Annotated in this window: 17 protein-coding genes; 3 read left to right on the top strand and 14 right to left on the bottom strand. The window is 50.8% G+C overall.

Annotation, left to right across the window (positions count from 1 at the left end):
* Positions 1 to 219: 219 nt before the first annotated feature.
* Entirely contained in the window at positions 220 to 2,172 is a 1,953-nt protein-coding gene (locus tag KZ483_RS13850) for an ATP-dependent DNA helicase (protein ID WP_220347874.1), read from the bottom strand.
* Between the two features lie 200 nt (positions 2,173 to 2,372).
* On the opposite strand from KZ483_RS13850, the gene KZ483_RS13845 reads away from it, so the two are divergent.
* Complete coding sequence (locus tag KZ483_RS13845; protein WP_220347873.1) at positions 2,373 to 3,017, top strand: metal-dependent hydrolase; 645 nt, start codon at positions 2,373 to 2,375, stop codon at positions 3,015 to 3,017.
* A gap of 275 nt (positions 3,018 to 3,292) precedes the next feature.
* On the opposite strand, the gene KZ483_RS13840 is transcribed toward KZ483_RS13845, so the two are convergent.
* The 4 genes from KZ483_RS13840 to KZ483_RS13825 all read right to left on the bottom strand — a co-directional run bounded on the left by KZ483_RS13840 (position 3,293) and on the right by KZ483_RS13825 (position 7,140).
* Positions 3,293 to 3,691, bottom strand: a complete 399-nt coding sequence (locus tag KZ483_RS13840) for a hypothetical protein (protein ID WP_220347872.1) — start codon at positions 3,689 to 3,691, stop codon at positions 3,293 to 3,295.
* A gap of 83 nt (positions 3,692 to 3,774) precedes the next feature.
* Positions 3,775 to 5,052, bottom strand: coding sequence for a DUF4129 domain-containing protein (locus tag KZ483_RS13835; protein ID WP_220347871.1), 1,278 nt, complete (start codon positions 5,050 to 5,052; stop codon positions 3,775 to 3,777).
* Complete coding sequence (locus KZ483_RS13830) at positions 5,049 to 6,143, bottom strand: DUF58 domain-containing protein (RefSeq protein WP_220347870.1); 1,095 nt, start codon at positions 6,141 to 6,143, stop codon at positions 5,049 to 5,051. The genes KZ483_RS13835 and KZ483_RS13830 overlap by 4 nt, the downstream gene beginning before the upstream one ends.
* Positions 6,144 to 6,174: 31 nt before the next feature.
* A complete protein-coding gene (locus KZ483_RS13825; protein WP_220347869.1) occupies positions 6,175 to 7,140 on the bottom strand; it encodes an AAA family ATPase in 966 nt (321 codons plus the stop codon).
* 189 nt (positions 7,141 to 7,329) lie between these two features.
* On the opposite strand from KZ483_RS13825, the gene KZ483_RS13820 reads away from it, so the two are divergent.
* Together KZ483_RS13820 and KZ483_RS13815 are read left to right on the top strand one after the other, a co-directional pair.
* Positions 7,330 to 7,686: a helix-turn-helix domain-containing protein gene (locus KZ483_RS13820; RefSeq protein WP_309568571.1), complete on the top strand. Its 357-nt coding sequence runs from the start codon at positions 7,330 to 7,332 to the stop codon at positions 7,684 to 7,686.
* On the top strand, positions 7,683 to 8,519 hold the full coding sequence (locus tag KZ483_RS13815; RefSeq protein ID WP_220347866.1) for an IS3 family transposase: 837 nt from the start codon (positions 7,683 to 7,685) through the stop codon (positions 8,517 to 8,519). Before KZ483_RS13820 ends, KZ483_RS13815 begins: the two co-directional genes overlap by 4 nt.
* A gap of 82 nt (positions 8,520 to 8,601) precedes the next feature.
* Here the strand turns inward: KZ483_RS13815 and KZ483_RS13810 are convergent, their stop codons facing one another.
* The 9 genes from KZ483_RS13810 to KZ483_RS13770 all read right to left on the bottom strand — a co-directional run bounded on the left by KZ483_RS13810 (position 8,602) and on the right by KZ483_RS13770 (position 16,636).
* Positions 8,602 to 9,042 (bottom strand): DoxX family protein, encoded by a 441-nt coding sequence (locus KZ483_RS13810; RefSeq protein WP_220347865.1) that lies wholly within the window; start codon positions 9,040 to 9,042, stop codon positions 8,602 to 8,604.
* A gap of 12 nt (positions 9,043 to 9,054) precedes the next feature.
* On the bottom strand, positions 9,055 to 9,510 hold the full coding sequence (locus KZ483_RS13805; protein ID WP_220347864.1) for a DUF2269 family protein: 456 nt from the start codon (positions 9,508 to 9,510) through the stop codon (positions 9,055 to 9,057).
* Positions 9,507 to 10,121, bottom strand: a complete 615-nt coding sequence (locus tag KZ483_RS13800) for a TetR/AcrR family transcriptional regulator (protein ID WP_220347863.1) — start codon at positions 10,119 to 10,121, stop codon at positions 9,507 to 9,509. The genes KZ483_RS13805 and KZ483_RS13800 overlap by 4 nt, the downstream gene beginning before the upstream one ends.
* A 185-nt stretch (positions 10,122 to 10,306) precedes the next feature.
* Positions 10,307 to 11,581: a serine--tRNA ligase gene (gene serS / locus KZ483_RS13795; protein WP_220347862.1), complete on the bottom strand. Its 1,275-nt coding sequence runs from the start codon at positions 11,579 to 11,581 to the stop codon at positions 10,307 to 10,309.
* Positions 11,582 to 11,668: 87 nt separating this feature from the next.
* Positions 11,669 to 11,872, bottom strand: coding sequence for a hypothetical protein (locus KZ483_RS13790; protein WP_220347861.1), 204 nt, complete (start codon positions 11,870 to 11,872; stop codon positions 11,669 to 11,671).
* 40 nt (positions 11,873 to 11,912) lie between these two features.
* Complete coding sequence (locus KZ483_RS13785) at positions 11,913 to 12,269, bottom strand: hypothetical protein (protein WP_220347860.1); 357 nt, start codon at positions 12,267 to 12,269, stop codon at positions 11,913 to 11,915.
* A 151-nt stretch (positions 12,270 to 12,420) separates the two neighbouring features.
* Positions 12,421 to 12,939, bottom strand: coding sequence for a GNAT family N-acetyltransferase (locus KZ483_RS13780; protein ID WP_220347859.1), 519 nt, complete (start codon positions 12,937 to 12,939; stop codon positions 12,421 to 12,423).
* Positions 12,940 to 13,009: 70 nt separating this feature from the next.
* Entirely contained in the window at positions 13,010 to 14,815 is a 1,806-nt protein-coding gene (locus KZ483_RS13775) for an ABC transporter ATP-binding protein (RefSeq protein ID WP_220347858.1), read from the bottom strand.
* Between the two features lie 72 nt (positions 14,816 to 14,887).
* Positions 14,888 to 16,636: an ABC transporter ATP-binding protein gene (locus tag KZ483_RS13770; protein ID WP_220347857.1), complete on the bottom strand. Its 1,749-nt coding sequence runs from the start codon at positions 16,634 to 16,636 to the stop codon at positions 14,888 to 14,890.
* Positions 16,637 to 16,672 lie beyond the last annotated feature (36 nt).

The raw sequence follows: 16,672 nt of genomic DNA, 5'->3' as shown, positions 1-16,672 counted from the left end.
TTTGTAAGAGGGAAGCAATGATTCGGCTGGCTGTTATGGCAGCGCTCAAGGGAGAGGCAGAGAGGTTAAATTTTTTTGTTATATTATATAACATTATGAAGTGTTTTGAGAACAAAATACGCTGTAAGTGTCATGTATATTTACACAACAAAAAAAGCAGTCCGAAACAGTAATCCTGTTCCTAAACTGCATCATTCGTATTTATCCAGGTTTAAATTACTAAACAAGCGATTCGCTGAGTTCTACGCCTGCGGGAAGCACTGCGGTAATGTGTTCCTTTACCCCTTCACGCTGATGTAATTCCTCACCTAGTATGGCCACGATCCCCGTATCTGAACTCGACCGGATCAATCGACCCATCCCTTGTCTGAGACGAAGCAGCATATAAGGCAGATCCACCTCTTCGAAGGGCGAAGCCGCAGCACTGCGTTTAGCCATAAAGACAGGATCGTTTGGCGGAAACGGCAGCGACCAGATAATTACGCTAGATAATGACGGACCGGGTACATCCAGTCCTTCCCACAGACTGACGGCACAGAGCACGCTCGTCTCGTCATTCTGAAACAGAGTGATCAAGCGGCTGATTTCCAGGTCGCCTTCAAACAAGAAGCGCATACTGCTGCATTCGGGCTCTTCTGCGATTCCATGCTTAAACCGCTCAAGCTCATCCTTTGTTCGGAATAAAATCAACGCCCTTCCGCCCGTTCGATGCAGAAGCCGGACGGCCGCATTCATTTTCTCGGTGAAGGTTCCTCCCTCGGACCAGTCGGGCGCGACCACTTTCATTTGGAGCTTATACTCATATGGAGAGTCTACGGAGAATGATAAATAATCGTCAATTCCGAGACTGTGCGTGACATATTGGAATGACCCCTCGACGGACAAAGTGGCAGATGAGAAGATAATCGGAATCCTTGCCGCGAAGACATGCTCTTTCAGCACCTCTTTAACCTCTGTCGGCATAATCGATAAGGTTGGTCCGTCACCGCTTTCCGTCAGCCAGCAAATCAAGGTTTTCGAATGTTGAAACAAACTGAGAGCCTTCTGCATCATCTCCAGATGCTCCTCCACGATACGGAGCTGGTAATGATTCAGAGTGTACAGCTCACTTTCGAACACAAGCTCCTCCTCGATCGCCGAGACCACCTCTCGAAACCGGCGCACATCCGCCAGCAAGCTGTCGCTCAGAAGGATCTGTTTTCGCTCCGAGCCGGGGATCTCTCTGCTTTGGCTCTCCAAGGCGGCAAACATAATTTCACTCCGGACAATCGCCTCGTCGATCAACACGGCAAGCGATTCCCGGATTTCTCCCTGGAGCAGTCTGATTATCAGCTGTTCGAATACGGCATGCTTCAGCTTATAGCTCAGTGCCTTCTGGCTGGCCGATTCCAGCAAATGACCTTCATCGAACACAACGGCGCAATGCTCCGGCAGCAGCGGCAGCTGGCCTTCCCGCTTCCTTCCTTCATACGTCCACACATGCTCCATATAATAGTCGTGGGAACAAATGATGATATCGCCGGATTTGCGGTAATGGTCCCGAGACAGCGTTTGTCCGCAGCGGTGCCTCTTGTCGCAGACGAAGCAATCCTGGAAAGCGTCCCAATTTATTTTATTCCATTGTTTATCGTTCAGGTCCGAGTACTGCTTCCGGTCGCCATACGGATGAAAGGTCTGCAATGCGGCGTGTGAATGGACGAAAGCAGGCAAGCTCCTGTTTAACTCCTCGAACAGCATCCCGTCGTCTTCATCCAGTCTTGCTTCATCCAGCTTCGTTAAGCATACATATTGGTCGGGGGATTTACCAAGCCTTGCGTCGATTATCAACCCTAAATGCTCGGCAAGCTTTGCGATATCGCCCTCGGGTTTGACCAGCTGCTCAATGAGCGATTCGTCCGCACAGGCTATAATGACAGGCTTGCGCATGTATCGGGCATAGCAGACGGCATACAGCAGATAGACGAGGGTCTTCCCCGTTCCTACTCCGGCCTCTGCGAATATGGTCCTTTTCTCCGCGAATGCCCGCTCTAATTGAAAAGCCATATAGATTTGCTCATCGCGAACTTCGAACCCGTATTCAGGCAGTATATCGTAAAACACATCTGCGATCCATGCGCCGGCTTGCTCAATGAACGGCTCTGCGGCATTAAAAGTAAACGGATACCGGTCCAATGTTATCGTTCCCCCATAAAACTTGGTCTCGTGCTTATCCAGTACGGCAAAAGCTTATTATCACATGCCGCGAATATAATTACAACTGCCGGAGGCCTTCCTATTCTATCATTGACGCCGCGGATAAAGCATGTATAATAGATTAGCAAACATATGTTTGCGTCTTACACACAATACATACGAGAGTCTCGGGAGGAATCATGAAAGGGAAAACACACCTGGTTATCGGCGCAGCGATCGGAGCTGCAGCCGCCGCATACTATCCGTTTACCTTCAAAAATGCAGCCTTATATATTACGATATCGGCTTTCTCGGCTTTGAGTGCCGACCTTGACGGATCAAGCATGCTGAGCAGCAAGCTTAGCGGCGTTTCCAGGCTGCTTCGCGAGCTTGTCCTCTGGGCGGGGATACTGCTGGCCGCAGGGGTCATTTATTTGTACGCTGCACAGGACAGGTTATATCCCGAATATACGATCATTGCGGTTATCGTCTTTCTGCTCGGATTCGTCGCCAAGTCAGGCATAATCCGCAATGCGCTGGTGAGCGCAATCGGCTGCGGTCTTATTTATGCGGGATGGATATATAAGATGAATTGGTTGATGGGCTTCGGCCTTTTCGTCGCATGGGTTCCCTGGCTCAATCACCGGGGAATGACACATACCTTATGGGCGGCGGCGCTATGGAGCGCCATCGGTTGGGGACTCGAAGAGCAGCTTCATATTAAAGGAATAGCGACCGTCTCGGCAGCCGGTTACCTTTCTCACCTGATTGCGGACACCTTAACGCCAAGCGGGGTTAAGTGGTTGTATCCGCTCACGAAGAAATCCTTCAAGCTTCCTCTTTGAATCACACTAATTAGTCCTTGTTGCGCAAAACACCGGCAAGAGCCATCGCATATCTTTCTGCGAAACCAACGGTTCGCTGACACGGTGTCCGGACATCGTTAGATTATCTGTTGTTGAGCAAAAAGAATGTTTCTCGCTATTTTCACCCTGTTAACGTCTGCTTGCAATTGCATAATGGCCGGAAAATAAATACACCTCTCCATACCGCGAAAGCGAACGGCAGTCGTTCGTTCCGTCGATACGGAGAGGTGTGAGAGCGGTTTAACGCTCAAGCATTATTGGAAATATGTTTTCGTTTGCTGCGGCTGCTGTGCGGCGGAATTAACAATAGAAATCGGACCTTGCGTCTGCTGAGCGACGGAATTGATCGCCGAAACCGAACCCTGCGCCTGCTGCTCGGCTTTTTGCAGACTCTGCCGGATACTTTGGATTTGCCGTCTTTGGGCGTCCATTTGCGTTTGAAGCTGATTCTCCGCGATCTGCAGCTCGCGACCGATGTTTTGAAGCTCAATGACGAGCTGCTGCACCTGCTGGGAGCGAGGATCAAGGCCTACGTTGCGTAGAGCCTGCTGAGCTTGGATCCGTTCTTGCTCCTGCTGTCGCTGAACCTGCTCTTGAAATTGCTGATAGCTCATCTGTTGACTATTGATTGGCTGCTGTATCTGATTGTCCACTGCAATACCTCCTGTTAATCATATCTAATATAAGGATGACCAAACAGTTGGATATTTATGTATGGACGTTTACATTAAAACAGTCATTTTTCTGCGCGTTCGAGAAATCGCCGAATAGTCTCGTCTGTGATCTTTTTTTTGCCGTATCTAACGCTATTATACTGGTGGATAAGTGTTTCCGCCGAAGGGGAGTCGCTCGCCTGCGTGCCCGCGTCCGCCCCGGTTTCGATTGGGGTCAAATGAGGCTTGAACGCATAACCGGCCTTTACCCGCCTGGCAAGCCACTGCCTGTAAAGGTAACGAATTCGCGATTCGTTATCCTGCAAATCCTTCCAACGGCTTCGCGGTTCCTTTGTTCTGCTCAGCCGTAGTCCGCCGAGTAAGCCCGGCTTCCTAATGCTCTCCACTACATCAACATACCCCTGATTCTGCTCGCCCTTTTCCCTTCCAAATAATTGAGCGAGCTTCTCACGGAGCTGTCGGAGCCATTCCGGAAGATGGCGCAGCTGCCGCAGGACCAGCCATAATACAGCCCCGAGTACCGCAATCGCTATGCCGTACAGCAGAATATCAAGCCAAAGCGGCATGGATTTGCCCTCACCACTTGGCAACCCCGGCGGCTGGGCTGGAGGTTCGGTTTGGGGAGGCGGCACCGCCGCTTTCTCTCCTCCGCTGGACAACCACTTGTTCAATATGCTGGAGAAAGTATGCCATAACGCTCCTAATGCAGCCTGCAGCTGGTAACTAAATACGATTAGCAGGGTTATAACAGCTACAGTGGATACAAGATACAGATTGTGTTTCCTCACCGTCGGCTCGATCATCGGCTTATCGTCATTTGATAACGATTCGTTATTAACATTGTCTCGATTGGCGGCGAATAGCGTCAGAAACAGTGCGACAAGGCCGAGACCAATCATCAGCGGCTTAAACGGTTTGAACGGTTCAGCCAGACTGCACACAACCGATACGCCGAAATAAACAAGCAGGCCGGCCGTATAATGGCGGGGAAGCAGCCTATTATGCCAAGGAGTTACTGCCATCTTGCCTCCGCGATACAATGTAAGCGATGCGGCAATCAGACTGAGTGCACCTTCCTTCGTTGCACCAAACAGCAGCAAACTGTAACAAAAGGCGATTACAGCACTAATGAGAAGGATCATGAATGAATGGCGGAATGAAAACAAGCGGTTGATCATAAATCCTGCCGGGTATCCGATCGGCAGCAGAGCAATCCACAGCCATTCCGTACCGGGAGGCAGCATGAAGGCTTGAAAGACCCACGCAATCGGCACAAACAATATAAGCTCAATGAATCCTCGCCGTAGTGCCAGCAAACTATCCCGCAGCTGCTGTTTCAAGCCGCATCACCTGCCCTTGCCGATAACGGCATCCATTCCACTCCGTGTCCATCGCTGCGGAGTCTGTCGACCGCAAGCTCCATTTTCTCATTCATAAACGCCGATACGATGACGATGTCACAGCTGTCATCAAGCTGATCGGCAAGCTGAGCCAGCAGCAGGTCAAACGGAGTCGCGCTCGATATAACCAGCTTGGCCATGCGCTCAAAAAGATACAGCATATGATCGCTGCCGCTGCTCATCGTGGTGATGACCGGTACGCCGGGCGTATCAAGGTCATGGCCGTTTGACGCAAAACCGGTTTCAAGCCCCTGTTCTGCCGCAAACTGCACGAACCCTGCCGCCAGACGGATACCCTGCTCGATGAGTTCCGTATTGTTCACCACCTGCCACATCCCGGCATGATCCTCAACGTTCAGCAGTACGATAATTCGGAAATCCGCCGTAAAATCGCGTCTATGGACCTGCAGCTTACCGGCCCGCGCCGTCGCGTTCCAGTTAATGGACTTAAGCGAATCTCCCGCCTGATAATTGCGGACGCCTGTCACATAGAACGGATCTTCCACGATCCACCTGCGGACCGTGATATCGCCCTGCCAGCTGCGGGAAGGCAGCTGAAGCTGCGAACGGTCTGCCGGCTGCGGGTAGACGATAAGCTCTTCCTGCAGCGGCACCGTCTCCCACGACCTGAACAAGCCGAACAAATCGCCATACGTAAGCGATGCGCCCGTCAACCGGTAGCAGCCTCTTTGGACGCATTGAACGGCGTGTCTGCGCGTGAGCTGCTTGAAACCGAGTAAACTGAACAAGCTTTTATGATTCTGATAGAACTGGCCGTTGCTGACGTCAAAGTTAAATACATTCTCGAATTTCAGTCCCGTATGAAGCATCGATTCCACACGGAGCCATGGCACTGGAAGAGCTTTACGGTTAGTCAGCCGCTCGATCATTTCGATCCTGTCGCCCTCGAAGCAGCGTGAAACGCTGAAGGTTCGAGCATAAGCCAGACGCTTCAAGCCGAAGCGGCGAAAGACCCAGCCCTGAATGATTATAACGGCCGCGGCGCTTAATATAAACCAATGAATCCCCATCCCTTGTTTCACACCTCCGCTTGAGACTGAATTAAGACCTGGTCATAAGCGGCGCGTCGGACGGAACCGCTACTGTCCGCATGATGGAATCCAAGACGCCTTCCGCCGCATCCGGCCGCAGCCGCTGCGCGCTCCGCAGCGCTATGCGGTGGGCAAGCACGGGCACGGCCATCGCTTTGACGTCGTCTGGGAGCACGTAGTCGCGGCCTTGCAAAGCCGCGTATACCTGGCAGGCACGCAGAAGCGCCTGACTGCCGCGCGGGCTTACGCCGAGCGCCGCATCCGGATGGGAACGCGTGGCTTCCACAATCGCCAGCATGTATTGAAGCATGTCCTCGCTAACAAGAACAGCCGGATAAGCGAGCTGAGCCTCCTCAATCTCTGCTGCGCTTGCGACCGGCTTCAGCTCGTCGAGCGGGTTGTCCGACATAAAGCGCTTCATGATATCGAGCCCTTCCGCCGCCGTCGGATAACCCATCTTCACCTTAAACAGGAAGCGGTCGAGCTGCGCTTCGGGCAGCGGAAAGGTGCCATGCTGTTCGATCGGATTTTGCGTAGCGACAACGAGAAAAGGCCGCCCAAGACGATGGGTCGTTCCATCAATGCTCACCTGCCTCTCCTCCATACATTCGAGGAGACTGGATTGCGTTCTCGGCGTTGCTCGGTTAATTTCATCGGCCAGTACGATGTTCGTGAACAGCGGTCCCGGCCGGAATTCGAACTCCGACAGCTTCTGGTTATAGAAATGAATGCCGCTCAAATCGGACGGCAGCAGATCCGGCGTAAATTGAATCCGTTTAAACGAGCAGTCGATAGATTTAGCAAGCGCTTTCGCAAGCAGCGTCTTGCCTGTCCCGGGTACGTCTTCAAGCAGAACGTGCCCCGATGCAATGATGGCGATGAGCATTTTATCGATGATATCTTCTTTTCCTACTATTACACTTCCTACGTTTGTACGAATACGGTCGGCCAATCGGTGAATCGACTGTAAGCTCATCCGGCGGTGCTCCTCTCTTCTTTAAGAAATGGTAGAGTCTGTTTCAGTATACCCGGTCGTACAAAGCCAGGCTATGTATTTGCCGTCAGCCATGCTTCGTATGCTGTTATTATGACACAAAAAAACCGCAGCCCGCCAGCTGAAGTGCACCCCTTAGAATAGACATTGGAAAAACCCCTGGGTTGACCGATGATATTTCTAGGGGGTGTATTTTTTATGGCGCTAAAGGGACAAAAATTTAAGCATTATCCTGAGTCACTTAAGATGGAGGCAATTCGTCTTCACACGGTGGAGGGCTGGAGTCAGAGGTCCATTGCTATTCATTTGGGAGTTCAGGATAAAGATCGAATTAAGATATGGGTGAGGAAGTATCGGGAAGTTGGAGACACCGCATTTAAGGATGGTCGGGGAGATCCGAAACGAACGGAGACCGAACAAGAACGCGAACTCCGTCGGTTGCAATTGGAGGTAGACGTACTAAAAAAGTGGTTACAAATCTTGAATCAGGAGGTGCACACTGTAAGCACATCGTTGTCGACCAAATGAAGAACAGACAAAGCATAAAAGGATTATGCCAATACCTTGGTATCAGTCGTAGTGGATACTACAGCTATCTGAAAAGAAGCAACCATGATCCTAGCGAAGATCTGAAACGTCAAATTACAGCTATATTTGAACGCCGTAACAAGACTGTGGGCTACCGGCGCGTACAGGATGAGTTGTATCGCCAGCATGGCCTCGTGGTTAATCACAAGAAGGTACTTCGTTTAATGCAGGAGCTGGGCATTCAGGCTGTTATCCGTCGCAAATATGTTCACCGAACAAGTCAGCAAGCAGCGGTAGAGGATGGCCGGATCGCAGAAAATCTACTGCAACGAAATTTTAAGGCAGACGCTCCCAATCTAAAATGGGTAACCGACGTAACTCAGTATCGGGTATTGGATGAAAGAATCTATCTGTCAGCCATTAAGGATCTCTGGAATAACGAAATCATTGCCTACCACATAAGTAGGAACAACGACAACCCACTTGTTTTAGAGACTTTTAAGAAGGCGTTCAACAAACATAAAGACGTGACTGGATTGATCATTCACAGTGACCAAGGAAGCCATTACACGTCTCATGCTTACCACGACATGCTGCCACAGGTTGGAGCCCAAATCAGCATGTCACGCCGAGGCAATTGTTATGACAACGCCTCGATAGAAAGCTTCTTCTCTCATCTTAAAGTCGAAGCACTCTATCCCTATGATATACGATCTATCGATGAGGCACAAAGGCGAATGGAGGAATTCATCCAATTTTACAATGAAGATCGCGCTCAACGAAAACTAAACAAGCTGACACCGGTTGAATACCGGCGCCAGCTTGTTGCATAGGGCTTTTTCCAATGTCCACTATACGGGGTCTTGACCAAGCGATACGGTGCGGTTTATGAAGCGGCGATGCCGCTTAAGCGCATTACAACCAGCCGGCAAGCAGCACAGCCGCTATAAAAACAATCTGCAGCGCAGTCCGCTGAGGCAGCGGTGTAACGCTTCGGCCCCCGATCATCCCTTTGACCTTTGCCGCGTGAATATTGGCAGGGAACATCGCGAGCAGCATAACCGCAAGTCCTGTGCCGGCATATGGCGCCAGCATCGGTATCCACAGACCGATTACACCTGCAATTTCAAGTATTCCGGTAATTGTTACAAGCAGACCGGGATTAGAATAAGAAGGCGGCACCATACGGATCAGATTCTCCCGTTTATTGCCCCAGTGTGCCGAAGCCGTAAGCAGAAACATCCCAGTAAGCCCTCCAGTCAGCGCATGCTGCCATTGATCAAAGTAGGGAACTCCTGCGAGACCTGCACCGTACAAAATCGCCGTAACCGCGACTAAAACATAGAAAGGTATCAACTTTACTCCTCCTTAAGGCTTGACGACCATCAGGTAAACAATGACAAGAGGTATTACGGTATTCATTATGCCGAATACATTCCACAGCATCGTCCATCGTTTATTCTCGGCAGGCATCACTCCGGTTTCCATGGCGACCTTCGAGTAACGGACCATCTTGACTTGGGCTGGAATGAGAACCGCCAGCCAAATAACGCCTGATAATATGAAGAGGATGTAGGAGTGAGACAGCCAACCGGTAGTCCAGATCGGATATCCAAGTCTCAGCGCGGCAAGATGGCCGAATACAGCAAGAATGACGATTCCCGGCCCTGTAAACACATAATCGGCAAGCAGCACATTCTTGGCTGCCTGGTGCAGTACCCGGAAATCTCGGCCATAATCTGCTCTTACTTTCCAGAAAGCCGCCGTTATTACGTTGCCGAGAAACAATATCGCTCCCAGCACGTGAATAAACTTGAATATCATAGAGGACATCCCCCCGAAAGCATCAGTTTCATAAAAGTGAACATATCGTCTGCGGTGAAGTTTCCCGACTTGGAAACCGTCATTCCTCGGACGCGCATACCGTAAGAAATTAGAAGAAACAGCTCACCTAACTTATGGGCATCGATTTCGGACGGAATAACTCCGCCCTTCTGCCCGGCTTCAATCCATTGAACTGACATATCGAACGATTTCTCGTAAAAGTCCTTCAGCGTTTTCTCCACGACCGGGTTATCGCGTTGGTTTAGCAAATAGACGAGTATCCGGTTGGTGACATCCTTCTCGTCATGCATCTGTTTCATTCCGTATACTACTGCATGGAGCGGCTCCGTTAAGCTTCCCTTTTCATTGACGGCGTTGTAAAATCGTTCATTTGCACTGCTTAGTCTTTCTCGGAGAACAAGACCGAACAGTTCATCCTTGCTGCCCACATAATGATAAATCGCTCCTTTTGAAAGCCCAGTGTCGTTCATAATCTCCTGAAGCGTCGTCTTGCGGCAGCCCTTCTCTGCAATGAGTTTCTCCGCGGTTTGAAGCAGCAGCTGCAAGCTGGAGTTTGTACGGGATTCACGGGGCTCGCTTGATTCTGACATTATCGTTTCCTCCTCTTGTCACGCGGGAATGGCCGGTGTTCAAGCGCTGCTTATTCGGACTAACTCGGCTGTTCGTGCAAATAACCAATTGAGTGAAGAATTCATAAGCTGCTGCCATATTTCACAGACCGACCGTCGGTTTGTTTTAGATTATACCGACCAACGGTCGGTACGTCAACAACATTTTATCGCAGCTGGTCTGCCCCTTTCATATAAGGGCGAAGCGCCTTGGGAATATAGATGGAGCGGTCTTCCCGTTGGTGGTTCTCAACCAGCGGAATAAGAATCCTCGGGCTGGCAACCATCGTGTTATTGAGTGTATAAGCAAACTGAAGCCTACCATTATCATCGCGATAGCGGAGATTTGAACGTCGGGCCTGGAAGTCAAGCAGCATTGACGCTGAATGCGTCTCGCCATAGTTATTCCGGCTTGGCATCCATGTTTCGATGTCATACTGCTTATAATTTTTTTGCGACATATCGCCGGAACAAACCGCGACAACCCGGTATGGCAGCTCGAGCAGCTGGAGGAGCTCCTCCGCGTTTTCGGTAATCCTATCCAGCCATTGCTCCGAAAGCTCATGGTCCGCACGGCAGATAATGACCTGTTCCACTTTCGCAAACTGGTGTACCCGGTAAAGTCCATGAACATCCCGGCCCGCCGATCCGACCTCGCTCCGGTAACAAGGACAGCATGCGGCAAGGAGCTTGGGCTCCGTTAAGTCAATCACTTCTCCGCCATACATGGAAACGAGCGGCACTTCCGCAGTACCGGCAAGCCATTTGTCCTCGCCTGCTATTCTGTAAGTTTGGTCCCTGTTGCCCGGGAAGAACCCCGATGAGACAAGCGTCTCCTCTTTAACCATGACCGGAACGTCGAGCAGCGTATAGCCCTTATCCTGCAATAGATCCAGCGCCAACTGCTGAACGGCGCGGTGGAGCAGCAATCCTTTGTTTCTCAGCACATACTGTCTCGATCCGCCGATCTTCACTCCACGCTCCATATCAAGCATATCATGGTCCCGGCCAAGCTCGATGTGGCTCTTAACCGGAAAGTTAAACACAGGAAGATCGCCGACCCGCCGCAGCTCAACATTATCCCGGTCGTTTCTACCCATAGGCGTGTCGTCCGACATAAAGTTCGGAACCAGCAGCATGAGCCGTTCGTATTCTGCCTGACTCAGCTGAAGCGCCGCCTCAGCTTCCTTTAAATTCCTTAAGAGCTCCGTTACGGCCTGCTTCTCGTATTCCGCTTCCTGCTGCCGGTTCTCCTTTAACAGCTTGGGAACCACCGCCGAACGGTGGTTTCTCTCTGCTCGCAGCTCCTCGGTCTTAGCCAGCTGCTGCCGTCTGCGGTCATCAAGCGCAAGCAGCTCTTTCACATCGAAAGCAAGGCCTTTACGGTCAGCCGCTTCCTGAACATCTTTGCTCCGAGCTCGGATGATGCGAATGTCTAACATGGGCAAGCACTCCTCTTCCTATGCGAAATAAAATACGCGCCCCTCATCCCATAAGGGACGAGGAGCGCGCTCGCGGTGCCACCCAAATTAGTCGAAGCTGACTTCATCGACTCTCTTGATCCGCAGATAACGGTACGGTGCCGGAATACTTAGAGGACGCTTGCAGCCTGCGGCTGCACAGTCCCGTTCGCAGCGCCTCCGAGTTGGATTCTCTTCATCGGCATGATTGCGTATACGGTTATTGTTGGTAATTATAGCAAAGCCGCGGAAATCGCGCAAGTGCAATATCATAAGAGAGGCGATAACCGGTATGCTTCAACCCTCTGAGAGCTTATTTGGAGAATACCCTTTGGAGTAATCTTTTCCTCTCGGTTTCTTTACCCGATAAATGCCGCAAAACGATATCGGCTGCCTGCAGCCTCATCTGATCGTTGCCGTTTTCCAGAAAATCCGCAAGAACGGCGACGGCTTTCTCACTGAGTTGGCCTTTAGCGGTTATGGCAGTATAGGGCTGTTCTTGATTCCACATCCATGCTGTCCGCGCTTTACGTTCGATCTCGGATTGTTTATGTTTCATTGACCATTCCATGAAATAGTGGTTTTCCACGTTAACACTTCCTTTTTGATTTTTCGACCAACGATAGAAAAGTGTCGTCTCAGATGCGAGAAAAGCGGTAAGCACTCTCATTATCAAGCCGCAGTAAAAATCCGGTCCACCAAACACTTGTTTGCTTATAGTATATCAAACATACGTTCTCATTAGAAGGTTTTTTTGCTGTAACCGGAATCTTGTTACTGCTTCAGTATCGCGCCTTCCGGTTAACTTCGGACGCTGCTCTCTAGCTGAAAAACGGCTCCGGATATAACAGCTCTCCTTTGAGATTCTTCAAATCCCCGTCCTTTAATTCACGGACCATAAACACATCATCCGAAACTTCAAATTGCCTCAATGCGAAGTCAAGAGTTCGTGCAGGTTTAAACCCGAATTTAGGGTAGTAAGACGAATGCCCGATCAGAAAGACCGCTCTGAACCCAAGCTCCTCACATCGGTCCAAACCTTCTTTCATTAGCCGGCTGCCGATTCCCTGCTTTTGCAATGACGGGTGAACCGCAATCGGGGCAAGAACAATTACCTCTTGATTCTCTTGACCCTCAGCAACCCTTGCCCTGCTTAGAAGCAGGTGTCCGACGATCCTGCTTTCAATCTCGGCTACCAAAGACAACTGCGGTATAAATCCGTCTGAGTTTCTTATCCGCTCGACCAGTTTCGCTTCGTTCTCCCGGCCGCTGAATGCTTCAACATTCAATTGATAAACCGCTTGATGATCGGCCTCTGCTTCCGTCCTTATCTCGACCAATCGGACCAACCCTCTCTCCAGAAAATCTCATACCATCTATCCATCTGGTACACCAGGTGGACCTTATCCTTTACGCCCCTGTCCGAATCGAAAGCGATTGCTGCATTTCGAATTGGGTCATGTACAGCTTGCGGTACAACCCGCCCTGCTTAAGCAGTTCTTCATGGGTACCCTGCTCCGAAATGCGGCCGTTTTCAACCACAAGAATCACATCCGCATCGCGGATTGTAGACAATCGATGCGCAATAATGAACGCTGTCCGCCCTTCCAGAACCGTCTGGAGCGCAGCTTGAATGTGCTGCTCCGTTTCCGTGTCGACGCTGGAGGTTGCTTCGTCGAGAATGAGAATACGCGGGTCGGATAACAGTACCCGGCCGAAAGCAAGCAATTGACGCTGGCCGACCGACAGCTTGGAGCCGCGCTCCTCGACCTGTGTTTCGTATCCATCAGGAAATTGGGAAACGAATCGGTCAATGCGAACATTTTCCGCAGCCTTTCGAAGCGCTTCATCCGTTGCGTCCTCATTGCCGTACCTCAGATTTTCTTCAATGGTACCGGAGAAAATAAACGAATCCTGAAGCACGATACCCATTTGCCGGCGCAGCGATTCAAGCGTGACATCCTTCACGTCCTGACCGTCGATCACTATTCGGCCGCCTGTCGCGTCGTAAAACCGCATGAGCAGATTGACTATCGTGCTTTTTCCGGCGCCCGTCGGTCCAACGATTGCAACGCGCTGACCCGGCTTGATACGCAGATTGACGTCATGCAGCACTTCCGGTTTATCTTCGCCATAACGGAAGGAGACGTTCTCGAATATGACTTCGCCGCGGATCGGCTTCATACGTTTTGCGTTCGCGCGGTCCTGAACCTCAGGCTCGGAATCCAGCACTTCAAAGATCCGCTCTGCCGAAGCCATCGCCGACAGCAGTTGACTGTATACTTTAGATAAAGCGCTGAGCGGTCCCCAGAAGCGCCACAAATAATTTATAAATGCCATTATAAAGCCGAGCGATAGCGCTTCACTCATGACCTGTTTCGCGCCGAACCAGATTACGATGCAGGTGCCAATCATACCGATCATCTCTACAGAAGGCCATACGGTGGATTCCAGAGTCACAGCCCGCATGAAGGCCTGTTTGTTATTCGTATTCAGCTTCTCGAATCGGCGGTTATTCTCCGATTGGCGTGAGAACGCCTGTATGACGCGTATTCCCTGTATCGTTTCGTTCAGGTTGCCGTTAATGGCCGACATCGTTTTGCGGGATCTCGACCATGAGCCTTCGATTTTCGGCTGCAGCTTGCCTACGACCAAATACAGCAGAGGCATAGTAACGAAGGACAGCAGCGCCAGCTTCCAATCCATCCAAAGTAAAATCACGACGATACCGATCAAATGTGTGAATTCCATTACCATCGTAATGAGACCGCCGTTAATAAGCTCCCCGATTGCATTCGTATCGTTCGTAATCCGGGACATGATCTTCCCTGCAGGTCTTCCGTCGAAGAAACGGAACGACAGTGTCTGCAAATGATTGAACAGCTGTTGACGCAAATCGAACAAAATGCGCTGACCGGTAAAATTGATCAGCCGGGTATGCAAATATCCAAAGAGCCATCCGATGAGCCTGATCGCGAGCAATGTGATCCCAATCCAATGAATGACAGTAAAATCCTTCTTCAAGATGCCCTCATCGATAATATAGCTGAGCAGCAGCGGCTCGGCTAAGCTCAGTGTCATATTTAACAGGACTATGAGCACGACAAAAGTCAGTACCTTCCGGTAGGGCAGTACATACTTGAACAACCGTTTCATATATGACCGGTTAAAGGGCTTTTCCTCCAACTCGTCGATATCCCACTCTATTTGACTCATACTATCCCCCCATTGCGACATTTATGCACATTAATTATTGATGTTATTAATTATATATCTCCGCTCAAGTTCTTAACGTGCTGCCGCTGCTTCCTGCATCTCGAACAAATTACGGAAAAATCCGTCTTGATCGTACAGCTCCTTGTGTGTTCCCTGCTGCACGATTCTTCCGCGGTCAAGCACTATGATGCGGTCGGCGCGTTTCACGGAAGAGAGCCGCTGCGCGATTATGAATGTCGTCCGGCCTTTCATCACTTCCAGCAGCTCTTCATGAATAGCCGACTCGGTTGCGGTATCGACGCTCGCCGTCGCTTCGTCGAGTACAAGAATCGGAGGATCCATCAAAATCGCCCGCGCAAGGGCGACCCTCTGCCGCTGTCCGCCGGACAGTCCAACACCGCGCTCACCGATAAGCGTGTCATAGCCATACGGCATCGTTTCGATGAATTCATGGATTTGCGCTTTGCGTGCCGCCCACTCTATATCCTCCCGGGTCGCATCCGGAACTCCATAGGCGATATTATCGCGTATGGATGCCGAGAACAGGAAGGTTTCCTGCGGCACGATGCCGATTTTGCGGCGCAGTCCATCCAGCTCATATTCCCTGACGTCTACGCCGTCAATGAGCAGACGTCCGCCGCTTACGTCATAGAACCGTGACATGAGCGCGATCAGGCTGCTTTTGCCCGAGCCCGTCGCACCCAGAACCGCAACCACTTCGCCTTGGCGGACATCAAGTGAAATGTTCTTCAGTACGCCTGCATCCTTGCCGGGATCCTGATCGGCAAAATGAAACGAAACCGCTTCAAACGTAACATTGCCCTTGATCCGTATCGCATCGGTGCCGCCGCTTGCCGGCGAGTCGATTTCCACCGGCGTATCAAGCACTTCAAAGACGCGCGGAGCCGCTTTAATTGCCTGCTGCATAATATTGATCTGCCAGCCAAGCATGTTCAGGGGCCAAATAATCCCCCATGTATACCATTGGAATGCCATGAACGTACCCAACGTCATCTTACCGTTGGCAACAAAGATCGCACCCAGCCAGATCATAATAAGGAAGGTCAAGCCGCCATAGAAGCCCATGAGAGGGAATGCTTTGGCCTCCAGCTTGGCGCGCTCCATGTTGGTGTCAAAGTTCTGATCGTTGCGGTTTTCGAATTTGGTTTGTTCCGCTTGCTCGCGGGCGAAAGCCTTCACAACGCGTATACCGGAAATATTCTCCTGGAGCGTAGTCGTCAGCTTCCCCATTTGCTCGCGAATTTGCCCCCAAGCCGGTCCGACCTTCTTGTTGAAACGCCACAGCGCGAATAAGAGCAGCGGAACCGTAGCCATGCTGATCAGTGTAACCTGCCACTGCATAAACAGCATGAATACGATTGTTCCAATAAAGGTCAACAGTCCGCCGAACATCATCAATGCACCGAAGCCGATGAAGTTTTTCACCGCCTCGATATCCCCGGTCATCCTTGACATCAGCTGCCCTGTCTGGGCTTTGTCGTAATAGCCGAACGATAACCGCTGCAGCTTGGCGTAAAGCTCCTTCCGAAGCGTAAACACGACATTCTGGCCGACAAGCTCCTGCGACCTCCCCTGCACAAACATGCCGAAGCTTTTAAACGCCTGAACCCCGGCAAGCGTTAATGTCAGCACCAGAATTACGGTAACATTTTCTTTGGCGATTCCTTCATCGAATATTTCCTTTAACAGCCATGGCGCGATAAGATCGATAATCGTGCCGAGGATCATTAGCGATACCGACAGCACGACCCATCTGCTGCTCGGTCGCAAATAATTCATAAGCCGGAGCAAAACCTTCATTTTCTCTCTCTCCTCCTTCTAAAGCATGCGCATTTC

It is taken from the genome of Paenibacillus sp. sptzw28, assembly GCF_019550795.1.
GTDB lineage: Bacteria > Bacillota > Bacilli > Paenibacillales > Paenibacillaceae > Paenibacillus_Z.
The sequence above is the reverse complement of the archived record's forward strand: the minus strand, read 5'-3'. Positions and strand labels throughout refer to the sequence as shown.

Excerpts from the sequence above, each read along its gene's own strand:
- serS (WP_220347862.1), bottom strand. The coding sequence starts at position 11,581 with ATGTTAGACATTCGCATCATCCGAGCTCGGAGCAAAGATGTTCAGGAA.
- KZ483_RS13805 (WP_220347864.1), bottom strand. The coding sequence starts at position 9,510 with ATGATATTCAAGTTTATTCACGTGCTGGGAGCGATATTGTTTCTCGGC.
- KZ483_RS13775 (WP_220347858.1), bottom strand. The coding sequence starts at position 14,815 with ATGAGTCAAATAGAGTGGGATATCGACGAGTTGGAGGAAAAGCCCTTT.
- KZ483_RS13825 (WP_220347869.1), bottom strand. The coding sequence starts at position 7,140 with ATGAGCTTACAGTCGATTCACCGATTGGCCGACCGTATTCGTACAAAC.
- KZ483_RS13785 (WP_220347860.1), bottom strand. The coding sequence starts at position 12,269 with ATGAGAGTGCTTACCGCTTTTCTCGCATCTGAGACGACACTTTTCTAT.
- KZ483_RS13770 (WP_220347857.1), bottom strand. The coding sequence starts at position 16,636 with ATGAAGGTTTTGCTCCGGCTTATGAATTATTTGCGACCGAGCAGCAGA.
- KZ483_RS13845 (WP_220347873.1), top strand. The coding sequence starts at position 2,373 with ATGAAAGGGAAAACACACCTGGTTATCGGCGCAGCGATCGGAGCTGCA.
- KZ483_RS13815 (WP_220347866.1), top strand. The coding sequence starts at position 7,683 with ATGAAGAACAGACAAAGCATAAAAGGATTATGCCAATACCTTGGTATC.
- KZ483_RS13820 (WP_309568571.1), top strand. The coding sequence starts at position 7,330 with ATGATATTTCTAGGGGGTGTATTTTTTATGGCGCTAAAGGGACAAAAA.
- KZ483_RS13790 (WP_220347861.1), bottom strand. The coding sequence starts at position 11,872 with ATGATATTGCACTTGCGCGATTTCCGCGGCTTTGCTATAATTACCAAC.
- KZ483_RS13800 (WP_220347863.1), bottom strand. The coding sequence starts at position 10,121 with ATGTCAGAATCAAGCGAGCCCCGTGAATCCCGTACAAACTCCAGCTTG.
- KZ483_RS13830 (WP_220347870.1), bottom strand. The coding sequence starts at position 6,143 with ATGGGGATTCATTGGTTTATATTAAGCGCCGCGGCCGTTATAATCATT.